We start from the raw sequence: 20052 nt of genomic DNA, 5'->3' as shown, positions 1-20052 counted from the left end.
AAGCAGGAAGGTCGCGCGCATTACCCTGGGAGCCCCGTCAGTCTGCCTTGTGCTACTGGCATCGCAAGGTGCCGGGATGGGCTGGCGGGAGTCAGCAGAGGCCATAGTAGCGGCTCGGAACCGGAGCAGTGAAGGGCCGAACCTGACGAGAGTGGATAGTCACGCGTGCTCTCTGAGCGTTTGGGCACAAGTCTCGGCACAGCCGGGAGCCTGCGATCAAACTTGACGGCCGGAAGCCTGAGAGAGGTTGGGGTGTCCATTGAACGACAGGCGACACGACGAACGAAACGAAGCTCGCTGGAGCAATCCAGTCGTCAGGAAACGCCGGATACGTGATCCGTACGTCCGGTGTTGTGGGAGGACGGCGGGGGCAACCCCGCCTCCTACCCGATCCCGTCGCGCGGGGCAGCATTTCCCGCTGTCAACGCTTCGCCCACGCTCATCTGCATCCCAAAGCCTCGATTGCTTTGCTTATGCGCTCGGTTTCGGCTGTCTTGCACATCGCGACCGCCGTGGCCAGCATCGACCCGCCGCCCCATTCTCGAGAAGCCGATTTTTTGCAGTTGGCGTCACGGCGCGTTTTCCACGCGGTGAGCCTCTTCTCGATCGCCGCTTTGCAACTCGCCGACCTGCTCCAGCTTCTGCTCCGCGACGATCTGATCGCGCCACGCGCACAGATTCATGCTCATCTGATTCGCGTCGCAATGCGACAGGGCCGCGTCGACCTCACTGGCGGGCAGTCCACTGCGGGTTGCGATGACGCCGGCTGGATTGGATGCGGCGGCCAGTGCCGAACTACGCAGGCGTGCCTATCCCGCAGGTGCAATTGTTCGCTACGTCGTTGTCGTAGCGAAGGACAGCGTCCTCGTGCATCCGCAATCCAGTCCATCCGGCATCGCTCAACTTTTTTGATTCGTTTGGCAGGCTCAGCTCCTCAAGAATAGGCGACTGCAATCTAGCAGACATGTCGCCGGCACGCGTTCGCATTCGCAAGCGCACACGAATCACCGCCCTTGAGCCCCCAACGCCACAAACCGCTCCAGATGATGATCCTCATCCCCAAGCTGATGATCGATCATCACGAGCCGCTTCGCGTAATGCGCGAGCGGCAGTTCCCACGTCATACCGATCCCGCCGTGCAACTGGATGCATTCCTCCGCGACTCGCGTGCCGATCCGGCCGATGCTGTACTTCGCCGCCGACACCGCGCGCTCGCGCGCGTTTCGTTCGCCGTCGAGCGCCGCCGCCGCGTTGATCACCGCCGAGCGCGCCTGCTCGATTTCAAGCAGCAAATCGGCCATGCGATGCTGCAACGCCTGGAAGCTGCCGATCGGCACGCCGAACTGCTTGCGCGTGCGCAGATAGTCGAGCGTGTAGTCTTTCGCGACGTCCATTGCGCCGACCGCTTCCGCGCACAGCGCGAGCACGCCGCAACTCAGCGCATATTCGAGCGTCGCAAAGCCGTGATCCACTGAGCCGAGCACGGTGTCGTCGCGGAGCGTGACGTCGTCGAACGTCACTTCGGCCGCGCGTCCTCCGTCGATCTTGCGGTAGCCGCGCACGCTCACACCCGTCGCGTCCCTCGGCACCAGAAACAGCGTGATGCCGGCTTCGGCATCGTCCTCGCCGCTCGTGCGTGCCGAGACGAGGAACACCTGAGCATGCTCGCCATGCTGAACGACGGCCTTTGCGCCGTGCAACGTCCACACGCCGCTGTTGCCATTTACGCTGCGGCGCGCGCGCGTCGTCGCGACCCGGGCAAGCTCGTAATGACTGTCCGGTTCACCATGCGCGAGCGCAACGATCCGCGAGCCGTCGATCAACGAACCCAGCGCCGCATTCTGCACGTCGCCGCCGCTGCGAGCGATCGCCCGGCCGACGACCAGCGTATCGAGAAACGGTTCGACGACGAGCCCGCGGCCGATGCTCTCGAACACCACGGAAATATCGAACCCGCCGCCGCCAAAACCGCCGCTCGCTTCGTCGAACAGTGCGCCGATCACGCCAAGCTCCGCGAAGCGTGCCCACAATTCGGTGCTGAAGCCTTGCGTCGAGCGTGCGATTTCATCGCGCGTCGCGAAGCCGTACTGCTCGCTGATAAACCGATTCAGCGTATCCGCCAGCATGCGGCGCTCTTCGGTGTGCTGGAAATTCATGACGTGCGCCTCTTACAGTCCGAGGATCATTTTGGAAATGATGTTCTTCTGGATTTCGTTCGAGCCGCCGAAGATCGACAGCTTGCGATTATTGAAGTACTGCGACGCGGCACTCGCGGCTTCGTCGGGGCCGACCGGCACGCCGTCGAAGCCTTCGTGCAGCGCTTCCTCGACGAATGGCTGCGCATAAGCGCCCATCGCACGCCGCGTCAGCGACGAGATCTCCTGACGGATCTCCGTGCCGCGAATCTTCAGCATCGAACTCTCGGCACCGGGCACGCCGCCGCCCGCCACGGCCGCGATCACCCGAAGATTGGTCGTCTTCATGTTCTCGAGATCGATCTCGACGCGCGCCATGCGTGCCGCGAACGCCGGATCCTCGGCGAGCGGCCGGCCGTGGCGCAGCTGTGTCGCGGCGATCTTGCGCAGACGGTTGAAGGCGGCGACGGAAAAACCGACGCCGGCGATATTGGTGCGCTCGTACGTAAGCAGATATTTCGCGTAGGTCCAGCCCTTGTTTTCTTCGCCGACGAGATTTCCGACCGGCACGCGCACGTCGGTGAAGAACACTTCATTGACCTCGTGCTCGCCGTCGAGCGTGATGATCGGCCGGACTTCGACGCCCGGCGTGTTCATGTCGATCAGCAGAAAGCTGATGCCTTCCTGTTTGCGCACGTCGGTCGCGGTGCGCACGAGGCAGAAAATCATGTTCGCGTAATGACCGAGTGTGGTCCACGTCTTCTGGCCATTGACGAGGTAGTGCTCGCCCTGCGCGTCCTTGCCGCGCACTGCCGTCGTCTTGACCGACGCGAGATCGGAGCCCGCGCCGGGCTCCGAATAGCCCTGGCACCACCAGTCGGAACCGTCGAGAATGCGCGGCAGCCAGTGACGCTTCTGCGCCTCGCTGCCGTACTTGATCAGCACCGGCCCGAGCATGTTGACGCCGAACGGCACCACGCGTGGCGCGCCGGCGAGTGCGCATTCGTTTTCGAAGATGAATTTCTGCGCTGCGCTCCAACCCGGGCCGCCGTACTCTTTCGGCCAGTGATTCGCGAGCCAGCCTTGCGCGTTCAGAATCGCGTGCCACTCGGCCATGTCGTCGCGCGTCAGACGCCGCCCGCCGTGCACCTTGCCGGCGAGACGTCGCGGGAGCTTGTCACGCAGAAACGCCAGCACGCTGGCGCGAAACGCTTCTTCCTCGGAGGTGAAGTTCAGATCCATCGCAGTCGTTCCGTCAGTGTTCGTGGTGGTTCAGGCCGTCGTGTTCAGGCTCGCGAAATCCGCGCCGCACTCGACCAGATCGACGAGCAGCGGCGACGGCCGCCAGAACAGCGGGTCTTCCTTCGCGAACTCGCGGATGTCGGCGAGAATCGTCGGCAGGCCCACGCTATCCGCGTATTTCATCGGACCGCCGCGGTAGCGCGGAAAGCCGTAGCCGTACAGCAGGGTCACGTCGACGTCGAGCGGGCGCAGCGCGATACCTTCGTGGACGACGTTCGCGCCTTCGTTGATCATCGCGGCCAGATAGCGGCGCATGATCTGCTCGTCGGTGAAGCTGCGCGGCGTGATGCCCGCGCGCGCACGCTCGGCGTCGATGATCGCGTCGACTTCGGGATCGGGCATGCCGCCGCGCGATCCTTCGGGGTACAGATAGAATCCGCGGCCGGTCTTCTGGCCGAACCAGCCGCGCTCGCACAGGCGGTCGGCGATCTGCACGTAGCGCGCGTTCGGGTCGCGCGTGGCCGCGCGGCGTTTGCGCGCCGCCCAGCCGATGTCGCCACCCGCGAGATCGACCACCTGGAACGGGCCCATCGGCAAGCCGAACGCCCGCACCGCCGCGTCGATCTGATACGGCGACGCACCGTCTTCCAGCAGCGCGTCCGCGGCGGCGCGGTACACGGCAAGCAGGCGATTGCCGATGAAGCCGTCGCACACGCCGGCGCGCACCGGCGTCTTGCGGAGCTTCTTCGCGAACTCGAACGCGGTCGCGACGACGTCGGCGCTGACCTGCTTCGGCACCACGACTTCGAGCAGCTTCATGATGTTGGCGGGCGAGAAGAAGTGCAGGCCGATTACGTCGGCGGGGCGCGAGATGCTGGCTGCGATCGCGTCGATGTCCAGATACGACGTGTTGGTCGCGAGCACCGCACCAGACTTGCAGACGCGATCGAGCTCGGCGAATACGGCCTTTTTGACGTCGAGATCTTCGAACACGGCTTCGATCACGAGGTCGGCGTGAGCAAGCGCATCGTACGACGTGCTGCCGCTCCAGCGCGCCATGGTCGCGGCTTTCTTCTCAGCGGTGAGGCGGCCTCTGGCGATCAGCCCGTCGTAGACCTTGTCGATGTGCGCGCGGCCACGCGCGAGCGCCGCCTCGTCGCGTTCGATCAGCGTGACGGGCAGCCCCGCGTCAAGCACTGCGACCGCGATGCCCGCGCCCATCGTCCCGCCGCCGATCACGCCGATCGCCTCGAGCGCGCGCGGTTTCGCGTCGCGCGTTTCGGGCGCCTTCAGCACTTCGCGCTCGGCGAAGAATGCGTGAACCAGGCCGGCGCGCTGCGGGCTGTCGAGGCATTGCAGGAACAGCTTGCGTTCGAGCTTCAGGCCCTCCTCGAAGGGCTGTTCGATCGCGGCTTCGACGGCATCGACGATTTTCAGCGGCGAGAACAGGCCGCGCGCTTTCTTCGCGGTTTCGTCACGCGCTTTCGCGACGGCGGCGCGGCTCGCGGCGCGATCGATCAATGCGGCGGCGTCGCGCGTGCGGCGTACCGGCGCGTGCGCGGCGAGCAGCTCGTGCGCGTAGGCGAGCCCTTCGGCGAGTATGTCGCCACTGTCGCCGAGACGGTCGACGAGGCCGAGCGCGAGCGCCTCCTTCGCGCTCGCGTGACGGCCGCTCAGCATCAGGTCGAGCGCCGCCGGCGCGCCGATCAGGCGCGGCGTGCGTTGCGTGCCGCCCGCGCCAGGCAGCAGACCCAGCTGCACTTCGGGCAGGCCGAGCTTCGCGCCGTCGACGGCGATCCGGTAATGCGCGGCGAGCGCCACTTCGAGCCCGCCGCCGAGCGCCGCGCCATGCAGCGCGGCAATCACGGGTTTCGTGCATGCCTCGATGCGGTTGCACACGTCCGGCAGCGAAGGCGGCACCGGCGGCTTGCCGAACTCGCGAATATCGGCACCGGCGATGAAGTTGCGCCCCGCGCCGACGATCAGCACGGCTTCGACCGCGCGGTCGGCGTCGCCGGCTTCGATCGCGGCCAGCAGACCGCGCCGCACGTCGGCGGATAGCGCGTTGACCGGCGCGTGGTCGATCGTGACGAGCAGGACCTTGCCGTGCAATTCGCGCGTGACGACGTCGGCCGAGGAGGAAAGGGTCATCGTAGGTGTCTCCGTTCGAGGATGGCGAGGCGCGCCGGATCGTCCCATTCTGGAGTGGTCAACGTTCATTGACAATGACACCGTTGATTGACAGACTGTCAAAATTATTTTGACAAAGACTGGGCGATGGACGTCAACTCGCTGACCCTGCTCGTCGACATCCTCGACGCCGGCAATCTGAGCGAAGCGGCACGCCGGCTCAAGATGAGCCGCGCGAACGTCAGCTATCACCTGAATCAGCTCGAGCGTTCGGTCGGCCTGCAATTGGTGCGCCGCACCACGCGTCGCGTCGAGCCGACCGAGATCGGTCTGCGGCTCTACGAGCACGGCCGCACGATCCGCAACGCGCTGCTGGCCGCGCGCGAGTCGGTGACGACACTGGGCCAGAGCCTGCAGGGGCGCGTGCGGCTCAGCGTGCCGAGCGGCTATGGCCAGCTCGTGATGTCCGACTGGCTGATCGCGTTCAAGCGGCTGTATCCGGGTATCGTGCTCGATGTGATGTTCGAGAACCGCGTCGAGGATCTGATGCGCGACGAGATCGACATCGCGGTGCGCGTGATGTCGGAGCCGCCGCAAAACCTCGTCGCGCGGGACATGGGGCCAGTCCGGTACGTGGCCTGCGCATCCCCCGAATTCGCGCGGACACACGGCCTGCCCGCGACGCTCGACGACCTGCGCACCGCGCCGCTGATTACCGCGGCCGTGATCGGCAAGCAGTTGCGGCTCGCCGCGTATCTGCGCGACGAGCGTCATGAAGTCCTGCTCGAACCGACGATTATTTCGGAAAACTTTCTATTTTTGCGCCAGGCGGTGCTGGCCGGTCTCGGTGTCGGACTCGTGCCCGACTACGTGGTGCAGGACGATCTGAAGCTCGGCGCCGTGCTGACCGCGCTCGATGCCTGGCGGCTCAGCATCTTCGGCACGCACATGTACATGCTGTACATGCCGAATCGGCATCACACGCGCGCGGCGGCGACGTTCATCGACTTCGTGCTGGAGCAGGCGCAGGGCTCGGGCAGGGGCGGCGCGAACTGAAGCTGCGAACTTCAGGCGCCGAGTCTGCGCGCGATGGCCGTCGTGACCATCGGCACGCCGACGCGCAGCAGCTTGCGCACGCCTTCGTCGCTACCGACTTTGCCCACCGCGTTGTCGATCATCGCCTGCATCACGCTCGCCGGATAAAACTCGCGAAACAGCGTGTTGGCGCCGGTTTGCTCGAACACGTGGTGCAGGAGCGACCCAACGGGGGGGCCGATGCGCTTGAACAGGCCCATCTTGACCACCCGGTTGTTCCACAGATGCAGCGTGTACGCATTGGAACAGAGCGCCGCGCACTCGTCGAAATAGCGCGGCAGGAACACCTTGTAGTAATCGTTGAAGTGCACCGGATAGAACAGGCTTTCGGGAAGACCCGCCTTCACGCCGTAGACGGCGGTCAACAGACGCCGGCCCGTGTCGCCCCACTTCAGTGCCGTGCCCTTCATTGCTTCGACACGTTCGATTAATTCGTGCAAGCGCGGCTGATCCGGGTCGAGCCGCAGCATCGCCGTGCAGATGCTCGATGAGGTCTCTCGCCCGATCAGGTCGCCCTTGGCGTTGAGATCGAAATCGCGTAGCAGCAGCATGTCGGTATCGACCCAGATCTCATCGGTCTTCGTGAACATCACGAAGCGGAAATAGTCGGTGAAATGCTGCATCGACGGCACGCCGTGAATCGGGAAGTCGTTCAGCGAGTCGCGCGGCAGTATCGTGGTCGCGTCCTTCGCGATCACGCCGGGCGGCAGAGTGTCGATCGGCTCGTAGCTATAGAGCGCGACCTCGCTGCCGTACAGCGTGAACGAATTCAGACAGGCGATCTCGTAGGGAGAAAGTTCCGGGCCATGCCAGAACGATGCAAACCTTGCCTTGCGCATATGTCATCCGGTAGCGATCGTGCGGCGCAACATGCGCGCCGAACCTGTGTAACGATCCTAGACGGGCGCGGCACAGGTCAGATGTAAAGGGCTTGAATCGCACAGGAGTTGTCGCAAAACGTTGAGTTCAGCGCCACGAGTCGGCGATTATGAGCGGGACTATGTCGTATCTGGCGAATTCAATTGCGCACGGCAATGCATCAACCGAGTGCGCAAGGTCGTGGGCTAAACTGCGGAACACCGGCCATGCGCGCAGAGGCTGCAAGCGACGGACCATGCATCACGCCATGCAGCGGCAACGACGATATCCAGGAGACCCGATGAACCTCGACGGCGAGACTTACGATTCGCTCACGGCCAGCTTCGCGTGGCGTATTCCACCGCGCTACAACATCGGCGTCGACACATGCGACAAGTGGGCCGATGGCTCGGGGCGTCTCGCGCTGATCTACGAAGACGCCGACGGCCGCGCGACCCGTTATACGTTCGACGAACTGAAAGCCCTGTCCGACCGCTTCGCCAATGCGCTGCTCGCGGCGGGCGCGCGGCGCGGCGAGCGCATCGGCATCTTTCTGTCGCAATCGATCGAAACGGCCATCGCGCATCTCGCGGCCTACAAGGCCGGCATGGTCGCGGTGCCGCTGTTCGCGCTGTTCGGCGTGGACGCGATCGAGCATCGGCTCGGCGACAGCGCTGCGGTCGCGCTGATCACCGATCACGCCGGCGTGCAAAAGATCGACGAAATTCGCGGCGCGCTGCCCGAGTTGCGACACGTGTTCAGTGTCGATATCGAGCAGGATGACGAAGCATCGGACGCGCCCGTGCGGTCGTTCTGGCAGGCGTTGAATGGCGCTTGCGCCGAGTTCACGCCGGCCGACACCGCCGCGGACGATCCGGCGATCATCATCTATACGTCGGGCACGACCGGAAAACCGAAGGGCGCGTTGCACGGGCATCGCGTTTTGCTCGGGCACCTGCCCGGCGTGGAGATGTCGCAGCAGGGCTTTCCCGCGCGCGCGACGCTGATGTGGACGCCCGCGGACTGGGCGTGGATCGGCGGTCTGTTCGACGTGCTGCTGCCATCGTGGCATCACGGTGTCGCGGTGCTGGCGCGCCGTTTTGCGAAATTCGACGGCCACGCCGCGTTCGATCTGCTCGCGCGTCACGCGGTCTCCCATGCGTTTCTACCGCCGACCGCGCTGAAGATGATGCGCGGCGTCGAGCGGCCCGCTCATCTGCGTCTCGCGTTGCAATCGGTCGCGAGCGGCGGCGAATCGCTGGGCGAGGAACTGATCGGCTGGGGGCGCGACGCACTCGGCGTGACGATCAACGAGTTCTACGGACAGACCGAGTGCAACGTCGTGGTGTCCTCGTGCGCGGCGCTGTTCGAGCCGCGCTTCGGCGCGATCGGGCGCGCGGTGCCGGGGCACCATGTCGCGATCGTCGATGCCGCCGGCAACGAGCTGCCGCCCGGCGCGATCGGCGATATCGCGGTGGCCGCGCCCGATCCGGTGATGTTTCTCGGCTACTGGCGGAACGTTGCGGCCACCAACGACAAATTCCGCGGCAGGTTTCTGCTGACCGGCGATCTCGGCACGCGCGACGCGGACGGCTTCATTCGCTTCGTCGGCCGTGGCGACGACGTGATCACGAGCGCCGGTTACCGGATTGGGCCGGCGTCGATCGAGGATTCGCTGCTGCGTCATCCGGCCGTCGCGATGGCGGCCGTGGTCGGCGCCCCCGATCGCGAGCGCACCGAAATCGTGATGGCGTTCGTCGTGCTGAAAGCGGGTTTCGTCGGCGACGATGCACTCGTGCGCGAGATCCAGCAGCACGTGAAGACGCGTCTGGCCGCGCACGAATACCCGCGCGAGATTCGCTTCGTCGAAAGCCTGCCGATGACGGCCACCGGCAAGGTGATCCGCAAGACGCTGCGCGAGGCGGTGACGCACGGTCCGGACGCGATCTCACCAGCGAAAAACTGAGTCTGCTACGATGACCAACCCACGATGGGAATCACAGCGGAGAGATTGGATGCGCCCCGAGAGTGCAATGCGTTTCGACCAGGAGTTCGCGCCGCGCATTGCCGAGGCGATCGCCGCGTGTATCGCCAAGACCGTGCACACCGACGTGTTGCCGCATGGCGAACAGGGTCAGCCCACCCGCGTGCGGATTCACGCCGCGCCGCTCGATGAGCTCGGTCATTATCCGCATCCGTTGAATCTGTATCTGACCTGGGACAGCGACGAAATAGAAAGGCTGATGGGCGAGCAGGGCGCGACGCGTTTCGCCAGATATCTGGCCGCGCTGCCGCGCAAGCTCAATGCGTGGACCCAGGCGCGCGAACTCGATTTCTCCACGCACACGCAGGGTGAGCCGGTTACGTTGATCGGCGGGCTCGATTTCGAATCGTAGACGCTCGCGCGCGATTGCGGGTTTGCGTTCGAGAGCTGGATAAAGAACGGCCGCTGTGCTCGAAGAGCCAGCGGCCGTTGCTTTTGCAGCGTTGGGTTACAGCGACGCTCAGCCGCCCAGCGCCGGATCGCTCATGCTGTTGTTTGCCGTCTCGACATGACCGGCGATGCGGCGCGCGAACGTCGGGTCCGTATCGACGGTGATCGCGAGATCGTACCAGCCGTATACGTTGCGCAGATCGAGGTACAGATTGTCGGTGTCGCCGCCGCGTACCGAATGCTTGATCACATGGCTCGCGTCGTACGCGTTGACGATCGTGAACTGGCAACGCGCGCTGCCGACGTTCTCGAGCCGCAGTTGCAGATTGCCGTTCGCGACATCGTAGCCTTCGGCGACGGCCGGCCGTGCGGTGTCCGAACCATTCCACCAGTTCCGTGCGACCACCTTGCCCGCGAAGCGGCGCAGGAAGCCGTTCGGCCCGTGCACGCTGAAGTCGTAGCTGCCGTCGGCGTTGAGCAGCAGCGCGTCCTGCAGATGCTTGCCCGCTTCGACGGTATAGCTGCGCGGCGCGTCGGCGCTATTGGCCGCGTACACGAGGAACACCGCGCCCGCGCGGCCCGTGTTGACGAAGCGCATCGTCAGCTTGCCGTTCGAGCCTTCGTCGACGCGCACGAACAGTTCGTACGGCAACGCGCGCGCCGGGCGCACGCCCGCTTCCTGCTTCGGCACCGTCTGCACCGTCGGCGGTTGCGGCACGTAGTCCGGGTGACGGTTCCGGTCGGCCGGCAGGTAGCCGCTCGTGCCCGGCAGCGACGGCACCGACGCGTTCGGATTCGCGAAGTTGAACGCGGAGGTCAGATCGCCGCACACCGCGCGACGCCACGGCGTGATGTTCGATTCGCCGAGATTGTGCTGCTGGCCGAAGCGCTTTTCGATGAAGCGGATCACCGACGTATGGTCGAACACTTCCGAGCACACGTAGCCGCCTTTGGACCACGGCGAGACCACCAGCATCGGCACGCGCGGTCCGAGCCCGTACGGCCCGGCGATGTTCTTCGCATCGCCGGCATAGAGTTCGTGCGTGATGTCGACGGTCGACAAACCGTTCGCGCTCGACGCGGCCGCGAACGGTGCGGCGATGTGATCGAAGAAGCCGTCGTTTTCGTCGTAGTTGATCAGCAGCACGGTCTTGCTCCACACGTCCGGGTTCGACGTGAGGATCTGCAGCACCTGATCGAGGTACCACGCGCCGTAGTTGGTCGGCCAGTTCGGATGCTCGCTGTACGCTTCGGGCGCGACGATCCACGACACCTGCGGCAGCGTGCCGTTCTGCACGTCGCGCTTCAGAATGTCGAAGTAGCCGTCGCCGTTGGCCGCGTTGGTGCCGGTCCGCGCGTTGTCATATAGCGGGTTGCCCGGCTGCGCGTTGCGGTACTGATTGAAATACAGCAGCGAGTTGTCACCGTAGTTGCCGATGTACGCGTTCTGCGTCCAGCCCCACGAGCCGTTCGCGTCGAGCCCGGTGCCGATGTCCTGATAGATCTTCCACGAGATGCCCGCGTTCTGCAGCACTTCGGGGTAGGTCGACCAGCCGTAGCCGAGTTCCGAATTGTCGATTACCGGACCGCCGCCGCTGCTGTCGTTGCCGACCCAGCCACTCCACATGTAGTAGCGATTCGGATCGGTCGGACCCATCAGCGAGCAGTGGTAGGCGTCGCAGATCGTGAATGCGTCGGCGAGCTGATAGTGGAACGGGATGTCGTCGCGCGTCAGGTAGGCCATCGTGGTCGCGCCTTTCGACGGTACCCACTGATCGTTGCGGCCGCCGTTCCATGCGGCGTGCGTGGAGCTCCAGTCGTGCGCGAGATCCTGCAGGAATTGCAGGCCGAGGTTCGGCGCGCCCGGACGGAACGGCAGCACGTAGCTGGCACCGCTGGCATCGGCGGTTTGCGGCTGATACCACACCGGCTGGCCGTTCGCGAGGTTGATCGCGCGCGTGTCGCCGAAGCCGCGCACGCCTTTGAGCGTGCCGAAGTAGTGGTCGAACGAACGGTTCTCCTGCATCAGCACGACGATGTGCTCGACGTCGCGGATCGTGCCGGTCCGGTTGTTGGCCGGAATCGCGAGCGCATTGCGGATGCCCGGCGGCAGCATGCTCAACGCGGTGAAGGAACCGGCGGCTTGGGCGGCCGAGCGCAGAAAATCACGACGATTGTTTGAGGTCATGGTTGGGGCGGCGGTGGCTTTGATCTTCGGTGGAGGAAAAAGGCACGGGGACGACAAATTGCGGTGCTGAAACGGCGATGCTGCGTCGGACGCGCGAAGGCGGGCTAGCCGCCGCGCGCGGCGCGATTCTCAATCGACGGTATGGATGACGGGGCTGGCCAGCGGCGGCGAGGTGGCGGACAGCGCCGTGCCGGCTTCGGATGCGGGTGCCGCCGGTGTCTGGATCGTCAGCGTCGGCGGCGCGGAGTCGGCCGGCGGCGGGGCGATCGATGGGCGGGCGATCGATGGGTCGCCGGGGTTAGCGGCGAAATGGTCGGTTGAACTGATCGTGTTCGTGCCGGCGGGCGGGGCGTCGTCGCTGCACGCTCCTGCTAGCGCGCACAGCGCGATCACCGCGATGGCGCCCGTCAAACGTTTGCGACGGGGCGCACGAATCGGCTTCGACACGAAGGGCATGGCACTGTCTCCGGGCGGGGAAGGGATGCCTCGCAATCGATGTGCCGAGGTCAGCGATGCAGCAGCATAATCGCCGATCCGTGTAATTTTTATGAAGTATCGGTAACAGACGGGCGCCGCTTATCGTTGTGCGCGCACGAACACCGCGATGGCGTCGTTGAGCGCGGCGGGCGCGTCGTGATGCGGCGAGTGTCCGCATGCGTCGAGCTTCACGAGTTGGGCGTGCGGCACGCGCGCGGCGATCGTGTCGATCTGCGCCATCGTGCCGTAGTTGTCGTCGTGGCCCTGGATCGCGAGCAGCGGTCGACGGATCGGCGCGAGCGCCTCGACGATCGACCACCGCCTGAACGCAGGGTCGAGCCAGATATCGTTCCAGCCGTAGAACGCGGAATCGACGTCCGCGTGATAGCGGGCGAGCTTCGCGCGAAGATCGGTGGTTTCGTAAAGCTGCTTCGTTTGGGCGATGCTTTGCACCGAGATGTCTTCGACGAATACGTGCGGCGCAATCACGACCGCGCCCGCGAGCGCATCGGGGTACAGCGCCGCATAGAGCAGCGCGATCGAGCCGCCGTCGCTATGACCGATCACCCACATGCGTTGGCGTTGCCGCAGGTCGATATCGAGCGCGTCGAGCAGGGTGGGGAGGATGTCGCGCGCCTGTGCGGTCATGAAATCGACCGGCCATTTGTCGTCAGGCGCACGCGCTGTCGAGAGTCCGTAGCCTGGCCGCGAATAGACGAGCCCGCGCATGCCGAGTCGCGCGCACAACGTCTGCGGCCAGTCGCGCCACATTGCGATCGAGCCGAGACCTTCGTGCAGGAATACCGCCATCGGCGAATCGTCCTGCTGAGCATTCGCCTGCTCGTTGACCCAGCGGTACTCGATGCGCAGCGGTCCATGCGACGCGCTCGCCGGCAGTTCGGCAAGGCGGCTGGCGGCACTCGCGGAGGAAGTGGCAGGGGCGGTACCTCGGTTCTGCATCAATGAATCACCTATGACTGTTCGCGTAGCTTGAAGCGTTGAATCTTGCCGGTGGCGGTCTTGGGCAGATCGTCGGTGAACACGATATCGCGCGGGTACTTGTGCGGCGCGAGCCGTTCCTTGACGAAGGTCTTCAGTTCCTCGGCGAGCAGATCGGACGGCATGAAGTCGCGCTTGAGCACGACGAACGCGCGCGTTTTCACGAGCCCGCCATGATCGACGCCGACCACCGCCGCTTCGAGCACCGCCGGATGCGCGACGAGCACCATCTCGACCTCGACCGGCGATACATATTGGCCGCTCACTTTCAGCATGTCGTCGCTGCGGCCCGCGTAGACATAGCAGCCGTTCGCGAGACGCCGATATTTGTCGCCGCTTCTGATCCATTCGCCGAGAAACGTCGCGCGCGTTTTCTCGCGATTGCTCCAGTACATCAGCGCCGCGCTGGGCCCCTTGATGAACAGATCGCCGACTTCGCCATCGGGCACCGGCCGCCCGGCTTCGTCGCGTAACTCGACTTCGTAGCCCGGCACGGGGCGCCCGGTCGTGCCGTATTCGACTTCGCCCGCGCGATTCGACAGGAAGATGTGCAGCATTTCCGTCGAGCCGATGCCATCGAGAATCTCGGCGCCGAAGTGCGCGGTGAAGCGTTCGCCGACGTCGCGTGGCAACGCCTCGCCGGCCGACGCGCACACGCGGATCGCGACGTCGGCGCGCGCGGGCAGGTTGGGCGACACCAGCAGGTTCGCGTACAAGGTCGGCACGCCGTAGAACACGGTCGGGCGATGCCGGACGAGGCGCGCGAAAATCGCCTCGGCGGTCGGGCGCTCGGCCATCAGGATCGCGGTCGCGCCGACCGACAGCGGAAACGTCAGCGCGTTGCCGAGCCCATATGCAAAGAACAGTTTCGCCGCCGAAAACACCACGTCGCTCTCGACGATGCCGAGCACCGGCTTCGCATACAGCTCGGCGGTCCAGTACAGATTCGCGTGCGTATGGACGGTGCCTTTCGGCTTGCCGGTCGAGCCGGACGAATAGAGCCAGAACGCGATGTCGTCCGCGTTGCTTGCACAGCCTTTGCCGGCGGGCAGCGCGGTGTCGACCAGCGTTTCGAAGCAGGGCGCCGCGAGCGGCGCTTCGATGGAGGCGTGAGGCTGCGAGACGATCGGTTGGCAGCCGTCGTCGTCGATGCTGCTCAGCGCCTCCGTCACGTTAGGTAGCAACGGTTCCGATACGATCACCGCTCGCGCGTGGCTGTGCGTCAGCATGTGCGTATAGTCGGCGGCGCTCAGCAAGGTGTTCGCGACGACCGGCACGATGCCGGCGTAAAGCGCGCCGAGAAATGCGACCGGCAGCGATACGGTGTCGAGCATCACGAGCAGCACGCGTTCCTCGGGATGCACGCCGAGCGCACGCAGTGCGCTGGCGCAGCGCCGCGCGCGCTGTTCGAGTTCGCCGTAGGTCATCGCGCCGTAGTCGTCGATATAGGCGACTTTGCTCGCGCGCGCTTCGTTCAACTGGAACAGATGCCTCGCGAAGTTGAACAGCGGGGGCGGCGGCGCAACCGGCTCGCGCGCGCTCGTTTCCAGCAGGGCTTCCATATGTCTCCTCCATCCGTGGACACGGTCCGGCTCTTGTGTGATCGTGATCTGCTCGCGGCTCACGCGCGCGTGAATTCGATCGCCCCTTGCGGCAGCAGATACAGCACCAGCGCCCGGCCGTTCGCGACGGTCGGACGATGCGCCGAGCCGGGGCCGTACACGCACCTGCCGGCCGGATGGCCGTCGAACGTCGCGCCGTCGGTGAGGGGCATGATCAGATCGATCTCGCCGTGCGGATGGACGTGGTGCGGACCGGCAATGTCCTGCATGTCGACGACGTCGACGGAAAAGCCGTGCGTGTCGTCGTCGAGCGGCCGCCCGGCGAGTTGCCCAGTGACGCCTGCGATCAGGCGCTGGAATTCCTGTGGGGACATGCGAGCCTCCAGAAGCGCGCTCACGCAGCCCGGCCGCCGGGTCGCCGGCCGCCGGAACTTGGGTGCATGCGTATTGCGGCGCCGTCTCCGTGACGCGGCCGGAATGCCAAGGCGGCGCGCGACTGTGTTTGTGATTGGATCAGCTTTTGGCGAAAATTAAACCGTTCACCTGGTGCATGTCAAGCACTATAGTACATGTATCGTAGTCACGAGGTCGCAAAACATGAATCAAAAGTACCCTCCCGCACCGTTGGACGATACCGACGACGCGGCCCGCGCCGAACGCACCGACCGCGCGGGTGAACGCACGGCCGAACGTGGCGGCGAGCGCGAAGAACGCGATCCGTTCCTGACCGCGATGGGCGAGCGTGTGCGTCTGCTGCGCGCGCGCCGCGGCATGACGCGCAAGACGCTGGCGGCCGAAACCGGTTTGTCGGAGCGGCATCTGGCGAACCTCGAATCGGGCGTCGGCAATGCATCGGTGCTGGTGCTGCGGCAGCTCGCGGCCACACTGAACTGCTCGCTCGCCGAGGTGATCGGCGACGAAACCACCGCGTCCGCCGAATGGCTGCTGATCCGCGAGCTGCTGCAGGGGCGCGACCAGGCGGCACTGCAGCGCGCGCGCATCGCGCTCGCCGAGATGTTCGCGCAGGCGCCGCGCGACCCGCACCGCAAGGACCGCATCGCGCTGATCGGCCTGCGCGGCGCGGGTAAGTCGACGCTCGGGCGCATGCTCGCGCAGGAGCGCAAGGTGCCGTTCATCGAGCTCACGCGCGTGATCGAACAGCTCGCGGGCTGTCCGCCGTCGGAGATTCATTCGCTGTACGGCGCGAGCGCGTATCGACGCTACGAGCAACGCGCGCTCGAGGCGGTGATCCACGAGCATCCGCACGCGGTGATCGCGTCGCCGGGCGGGCTCGTGTCGGAATCGGGCACGTTCAACGTGCTGCTGTCGCACTGCTTCACCGTGTGGTTGCAGGCGACGCCCGAGGAACATATGCGCCGCGTCGTCGCGCAAGGCGATCTGCGGCCGATGTCCGGCAACCGCGAGGCGATGGACGACCTGAAGCGCATCCTCGCCGGGCGCGCCGAGCTGTACGGACGCGCGGACATGTCGTTCGACACCAGCGAAAAGACGCTCGCCGATGCGTACCTGCAGTTGCGCGACCGTCTCGCCGCGCGGCTCGCGGCGGAAGCCCCCGACGAGGCGCGCGTGAACTGACCGATCGTGGGCGCCAGGGTTTCCCCGTAAAAATGCACTAAAGTGCTTTACGCTGGTATGGCGATGCACTATTGTTCAAAAAACAGATTGCATCGTCCAGTCAGGAGACGCCCCATGTCCACAGCACCCACCGCCGTTGCTCAGGCCGCGCCGGTCGACTATCGCACCGAGCCGTCGCAGTACAAGCATTGGAAGCTCAGCTTCAACGGCGCGGTCGCGACGCTCGGCATCGACATCGCCGAGGATGGCGGCATTCGCGACGGCTACAAGCTGAAGCTCAATTCGTATGATCTCGGCGTCGACATCGAGCTGCACGACGCGATTCAGCGCATTCGCTTCGAGCATCCGGAAGTCCGCACGGTGGTGGTGACGAGCCTGAAGGACCGGGTGTTCTGCTCGGGCGCGAATATCTTCATGCTGGGGCTGTCATCGCACGCGTGGAAGGTCAACTTCTGCAAATTCACGAACGAAACCCGCAACGGGCTCGAAGATTCGTCGCGCCATTCGGGGCTGAAGTTTCTCGCCGCGGTGAACGGCGCGTGCGCGGGCGGCGGTTATGAACTCGCGCTCGCCTGCGATGAAATCTATCTGATCGACGATCGTTCCTCTTCGGTGTCGCTGCCGGAAGTACCGCTGCTTGGCGTGCTGCCCGGCACCGGCGGACTCACGCGCGTGACCGATAAGCGCAAGGTGCGCCACGATCGCGCGGATATCTTCTGCACGGTGGTCGAGGGCGTGCGCGGCGAACGCGCGAAGGCCTGGCGTCTCGTCGACGAAGTTGTGAAGCCGAACCAGTTCGAGCAGGCCATTCAGGCGCGCGCGCTCGAACTCGGCGCGCACAGCGATCGTCCGGCCGGAGCGCCGGGCGTCGCGCTCACGCGCATCGAACGCACGGATCGCGAAGCTGGCCTCGGCTATCAGACGGTCGACGTCACGATCGATCGCGCGAAACGTATGGCGACCTTCACCGCACGCGCGCCACAGACCGGGCAACCGACCGGCCTCGCCGCGATCGCCGCGGCCGGCGCCAACTGGTGGCCGCTGCAATTCGCCCGCGAACTCGACGACGCGATCCTCTCGATGCGCACCAACGCGCTCGACATCGGCACCTGGGTGTTCAAGACCGAAGGCGACGCGCGCCACCTGCTCGCAGTCGATGCGACGCTGCTGCAGCACAAGGATCACTGGTTCGTGCGCGAAACGATCGGCATGCTGCGCCGCACGCTCGCGCGCCTCGACGTGTCGTCGCGCTCCATCTTCACGCTGATCGAGCCGGGTTCATGCTTCGCCGGCACGTTCGCGGAACTCGCGTTCGCCGCCGATCGCACCTACATGGCCGCGCTGCCCGACAACGAGGACGAGGAGCCGGCGATCACGCTGTCGGAAGTCAACTTCGGCCTGTATCCGATGGTGACGCATCAGTCGCGGCTCGCGCGGCGCTTCTACGAGGAAGCCGAGCCGCTCGACGCGGCGCGCGCGCTGATCGGTCAGCCGGTCAAGGCGCTCGACGCGGAGCGCCTCGGTCTCGTCACCGCGTCGCCTGACGATATCGATTGGGCCGACGAAATCCGCATCGCGCTCGAAGAACGCGCGGCGATGTCGCCCGATGCCTTGACCGGCCTCGAAGCGAATCTGCGCTTCAATGGGCCGGAGACGATGGAGACGCGCATTTTCGGGCGTCTCACCGCCTGGCAGAACTGGATCTTCAACCGGCCGAACGCAGTGGGCGAGAAGGGTGCGCTCAAGGTGTACGGCAAGGGCAGCAAGGCGCAATTCGATGTGTCGCGCGTCTGAGATGCGCCGCGCTCACTCCGACTAAACGACGCCGCCTGCCGATACGCGCCTCTCGCCACTGCAGCTTCCGAACAGGGAACTGACCCAGGGAACCGACCATGTCCTCGATCAACTACAGCGAAAAGATTCCGAACAACGTCAACCTCGCCGACGACCGCGCGCTGCAACGCGCGCTCGAACAATGGCAGCCGAACTTTCTGTCATGGTGGGGCGACATGGGCCCGGAAGGCTCGCACGGTTACGACGTGTATCTGCGCACCGCGGTCAGCGTCGATGCGGGCGGCTGGGCGCACTTCGACTACGTGAAGATGCCCGAGTACCGCTGGGGCATTTTCCTCACGCCGGGCGAGCAGGATCGCAAGATCCACTTCGGCGAGCACAAGGGCGAAGCCGCGTGGCAGGACGTGCCCGGCGAGCATCGCGCGAACCTGCGCCGCATCATCGTCACGCAGGGCGATACGGAACCGGCCTCGGTCGAGCAGCAGCGTCACCTCGGTTTGACCGCGCCGTCGCTGTACGATCTGCGCAACCTGTTCCAGGTCAACGTCGAAGAAGGCCGCCACTTGTGGGCGATGGTGTATCTGCTGCATCGCTACTTCGGGCGCGACGGTCGTGAGGAAGCTGAAGCCTTGCTCGGCCGTCGCTCGGGCGACGAGGACAATCCGCGCATTCTCGGCGCGTTCAACGAGAAAACGCCGGACTGGCTCGCGTTCTACATGTTCACGTACTTCACCGACCGCGACGGCAAGTTCCAGTTGTCGGCGCTCGCGGAGTCGGGCTTCGATCCGCTCGCGCGCACGACGAAGTTCATGCTGACCGAGGAAGCGCATCATATGTTCGTCGGCGAATCGGGCGTGTCGCGCGTGATCCAGCGCACCGCTCAGGTGATGAACGAACTCGGCACCGGCGACGTCGCGAAGATCCGCGCGGCCGGCGTGATCGATCTGCCGACCATCCAGCGCTATCTGAACTTCCATTACTCGGTCACGATCGACCTGTTCGGCGCCGATCATTCGTCGAACGCGGCGACGTTCTATAGCTCGGGTCTGAAGGGCCGCTACGAGGAAGGCAAGCGCGACGACGATCATCGCCTGAACGAGCTTGCTTACAAGCTGCTCGACGTGCAGGACGGCAAGCTCGTCGAGCGCGAAGTGCCGATGCTCAACGCGATGAACGAAGTGCTGCGCGACGATTACATCAAGGACTCGGTTGCGGGCGTTGGGCGCTGGAACAAGGTGCTCGAGAAGGCCGGCATCGACTTTCGCATGACGGTGCCGCACAAGGCGTTCAACCGGCAGATCGGCACGTTCGCGGGCACGCGGGTGTCGCCGGAGGGCCGCGTGCTCAGCGAAGCCGAATGGGCCGCCAACGAAGCGAACTGGCTCGCCACGCCGGCAGACCGCGCGTTCGTCGCTTCGCTGATGGGCCGCGTTGCCGAGTCGGGCAAGTTCGCGAACTGGATCGCGCCGCCCGCGATGGGCGTGAACCGTCAGCCGGTCGATTTCGAATACGTGCGCTTCAATTGAAGCAGGCGAGGAAGTC

General features: G+C 65.2%; 16 protein-coding genes. 6 read left to right on the top strand and 10 right to left on the bottom strand.

All coding sequences use genetic code 11. The features are described from left to right. Window positions 1–439: 439 nt before the first annotated feature. From OKW27_RS22795 to OKW27_RS22780, 4 genes are all read right to left on the bottom strand, one after another. The gene (locus tag OKW27_RS22795; RefSeq protein ID WP_429336583.1) at window positions 440–607 is read right to left on the bottom strand and encodes a lysozyme inhibitor LprI family protein; all 168 of its coding nucleotides are present in this window, start codon (window positions 605–607) and stop codon (window positions 440–442) included. 397 nt (window positions 608–1004) lie between these two features. Next, a complete protein-coding gene (locus OKW27_RS22790; protein ID WP_429334952.1) occupies window positions 1005–2156 on the bottom strand; it encodes an acyl-CoA dehydrogenase family protein in 1152 nt (383 codons plus the stop codon). A gap of 12 nt (window positions 2157–2168) precedes the next feature. Next, window positions 2169–3377 carry an acyl-CoA dehydrogenase family protein gene (locus OKW27_RS22785; protein WP_429334951.1) on the bottom strand — a complete coding sequence of 403 codons (1209 nt, stop codon included), beginning with the start codon at window positions 3375–3377 and terminating at the stop codon, window positions 2169–2171. A 30-nt stretch (window positions 3378–3407) separates the two neighbouring features. Continuing rightward, window positions 3408–5528 (bottom strand): 3-hydroxyacyl-CoA dehydrogenase NAD-binding domain-containing protein, encoded by a 2121-nt coding sequence (locus tag OKW27_RS22780; protein ID WP_429334950.1) that lies wholly within the window; start codon window positions 5526–5528, stop codon window positions 3408–3410. 126 nt (window positions 5529–5654) lie between these two features. Here OKW27_RS22780 and OKW27_RS22775 point away from each other — a divergent pair, with 126 nt between their 5' ends. Continuing rightward, window positions 5655–6563, top strand: a complete 909-nt coding sequence (locus tag OKW27_RS22775; protein WP_184063703.1) for a LysR family transcriptional regulator — start codon at window positions 5655–5657, stop codon at window positions 6561–6563. Between the two features lie 11 nt (window positions 6564–6574). Here the strand turns inward: OKW27_RS22775 and OKW27_RS22770 are convergent, their stop codons facing one another. After that, window positions 6575–7441 carry a hypothetical protein gene (locus OKW27_RS22770; RefSeq protein ID WP_429334949.1) on the bottom strand — a complete coding sequence of 289 codons (867 nt, stop codon included), beginning with the start codon at window positions 7439–7441 and terminating at the stop codon, window positions 6575–6577. A 320-nt stretch (window positions 7442–7761) separates the two neighbouring features. On the opposite strand from OKW27_RS22770, the gene OKW27_RS22765 reads away from it, so the two are divergent. Then, on the top strand, window positions 7762–9426 hold the full coding sequence (locus OKW27_RS22765; RefSeq protein ID WP_429334948.1) for an acyl-CoA synthetase: 1665 nt from the start codon (window positions 7762–7764) through the stop codon (window positions 9424–9426). Between the two features lie 49 nt (window positions 9427–9475). Next, a complete protein-coding gene (locus OKW27_RS22760; RefSeq protein WP_429334947.1) occupies window positions 9476–9856 on the top strand; it encodes a DUF5594 family protein in 381 nt (126 codons plus the stop codon). Between the two features lie 108 nt (window positions 9857–9964). Here the strand turns inward: OKW27_RS22760 and OKW27_RS22755 are convergent, their stop codons facing one another. From OKW27_RS22755 to OKW27_RS22735, 5 genes are all read right to left on the bottom strand, one after another. Then, on the bottom strand, window positions 9965–12082 hold the full coding sequence (locus OKW27_RS22755; protein WP_429334946.1) for a phosphocholine-specific phospholipase C: 2118 nt from the start codon (window positions 12080–12082) through the stop codon (window positions 9965–9967). A 129-nt stretch (window positions 12083–12211) separates the two neighbouring features. Further along, window positions 12212–12538 carry a hypothetical protein gene (locus OKW27_RS22750; protein ID WP_429334945.1) on the bottom strand — a complete coding sequence of 109 codons (327 nt, stop codon included), beginning with the start codon at window positions 12536–12538 and terminating at the stop codon, window positions 12212–12214. Window positions 12539–12658: 120 nt separating this feature from the next. Continuing rightward, window positions 12659–13519, bottom strand: coding sequence for an alpha/beta fold hydrolase (locus OKW27_RS22745; protein ID WP_090800959.1), 861 nt, complete (start codon window positions 13517–13519; stop codon window positions 12659–12661). 11 nt (window positions 13520–13530) lie between these two features. Next, window positions 13531–15120, bottom strand: a complete 1590-nt coding sequence (locus OKW27_RS22740) for a benzoate-CoA ligase family protein (protein ID WP_429334944.1) — start codon at window positions 15118–15120, stop codon at window positions 13531–13533. 59 nt (window positions 15121–15179) lie between these two features. Beyond that, window positions 15180–15494 (bottom strand): DUF4863 family protein, encoded by a 315-nt coding sequence (locus tag OKW27_RS22735; protein ID WP_429334943.1) that lies wholly within the window; start codon window positions 15492–15494, stop codon window positions 15180–15182. Between the two features lie 223 nt (window positions 15495–15717). On the opposite strand from OKW27_RS22735, the gene OKW27_RS22730 reads away from it, so the two are divergent. The 3 genes from OKW27_RS22730 (at window position 15718) to boxB (ending at window position 20036) form a co-directional block, all read left to right on the top strand. Then, window positions 15718–16716 carry a helix-turn-helix transcriptional regulator gene (locus OKW27_RS22730; RefSeq protein WP_429334942.1) on the top strand — a complete coding sequence of 333 codons (999 nt, stop codon included), beginning with the start codon at window positions 15718–15720 and terminating at the stop codon, window positions 16714–16716. A gap of 114 nt (window positions 16717–16830) precedes the next feature. Beyond that, entirely contained in the window at window positions 16831–18510 is a 1680-nt protein-coding gene (gene boxC / locus OKW27_RS22725; protein ID WP_429334941.1) for a 2,3-epoxybenzoyl-CoA dihydrolase, read from the top strand. 98 nt (window positions 18511–18608) lie between these two features. Then, complete coding sequence (gene boxB / locus OKW27_RS22720) at window positions 18609–20036, top strand: benzoyl-CoA 2,3-epoxidase subunit BoxB (RefSeq protein ID WP_429334940.1); 1428 nt, start codon at window positions 18609–18611, stop codon at window positions 20034–20036. Window positions 20037–20052: the final 16 nt, after the last annotated feature.

Origin of the sequence: Paraburkholderia sp. 35.1 (assembly GCF_050436525.1) — a bacterium.
In the GTDB taxonomy this organism is placed as follows: Bacteria; Pseudomonadota; Gammaproteobacteria; order Burkholderiales; family Burkholderiaceae; genus Paraburkholderia; species Paraburkholderia tuberum.
This window is presented reverse-complemented; position numbering and strand designations above follow the sequence as displayed.

Excerpts from the sequence above, each read along its gene's own strand:
- OKW27_RS22790 (WP_429334952.1), bottom strand. The coding sequence starts at position 2,156 with ATGAATTTCCAGCACACCGAAGAGCGCCGCATGCTGGCGGATACGCTG.
- OKW27_RS22785 (WP_429334951.1), bottom strand. The coding sequence starts at position 3,377 with ATGGATCTGAACTTCACCTCCGAGGAAGAAGCGTTTCGCGCCAGCGTG.
- OKW27_RS22780 (WP_429334950.1), bottom strand. The coding sequence starts at position 5,528 with ATGACCCTTTCCTCCTCGGCCGACGTCGTCACGCGCGAATTGCACGGC.
- OKW27_RS22775 (WP_184063703.1), top strand. The coding sequence starts at position 5,655 with ATGGACGTCAACTCGCTGACCCTGCTCGTCGACATCCTCGACGCCGGC.
- OKW27_RS22770 (WP_429334949.1), bottom strand. The coding sequence starts at position 7,441 with ATGCGCAAGGCAAGGTTTGCATCGTTCTGGCATGGCCCGGAACTTTCT.
- OKW27_RS22765 (WP_429334948.1), top strand. The coding sequence starts at position 7,762 with ATGAACCTCGACGGCGAGACTTACGATTCGCTCACGGCCAGCTTCGCG.
- OKW27_RS22760 (WP_429334947.1), top strand. The coding sequence starts at position 9,476 with ATGCGCCCCGAGAGTGCAATGCGTTTCGACCAGGAGTTCGCGCCGCGC.
- OKW27_RS22755 (WP_429334946.1), bottom strand. The coding sequence starts at position 12,082 with ATGACCTCAAACAATCGTCGTGATTTTCTGCGCTCGGCCGCCCAAGCC.
- OKW27_RS22750 (WP_429334945.1), bottom strand. The coding sequence starts at position 12,538 with ATGCCCTTCGTGTCGAAGCCGATTCGTGCGCCCCGTCGCAAACGTTTG.
- OKW27_RS22745 (WP_090800959.1), bottom strand. The coding sequence starts at position 13,519 with ATGCAGAACCGAGGTACCGCCCCTGCCACTTCCTCCGCGAGTGCCGCC.
- OKW27_RS22740 (WP_429334944.1), bottom strand. The coding sequence starts at position 15,120 with ATGGAAGCCCTGCTGGAAACGAGCGCGCGCGAGCCGGTTGCGCCGCCG.
- OKW27_RS22735 (WP_429334943.1), bottom strand. The coding sequence starts at position 15,494 with ATGTCCCCACAGGAATTCCAGCGCCTGATCGCAGGCGTCACTGGGCAA.
- OKW27_RS22730 (WP_429334942.1), top strand. The coding sequence starts at position 15,718 with ATGAATCAAAAGTACCCTCCCGCACCGTTGGACGATACCGACGACGCG.
- boxC (WP_429334941.1), top strand. The coding sequence starts at position 16,831 with ATGTCCACAGCACCCACCGCCGTTGCTCAGGCCGCGCCGGTCGACTAT.
- boxB (WP_429334940.1), top strand. The coding sequence starts at position 18,609 with ATGTCCTCGATCAACTACAGCGAAAAGATTCCGAACAACGTCAACCTC.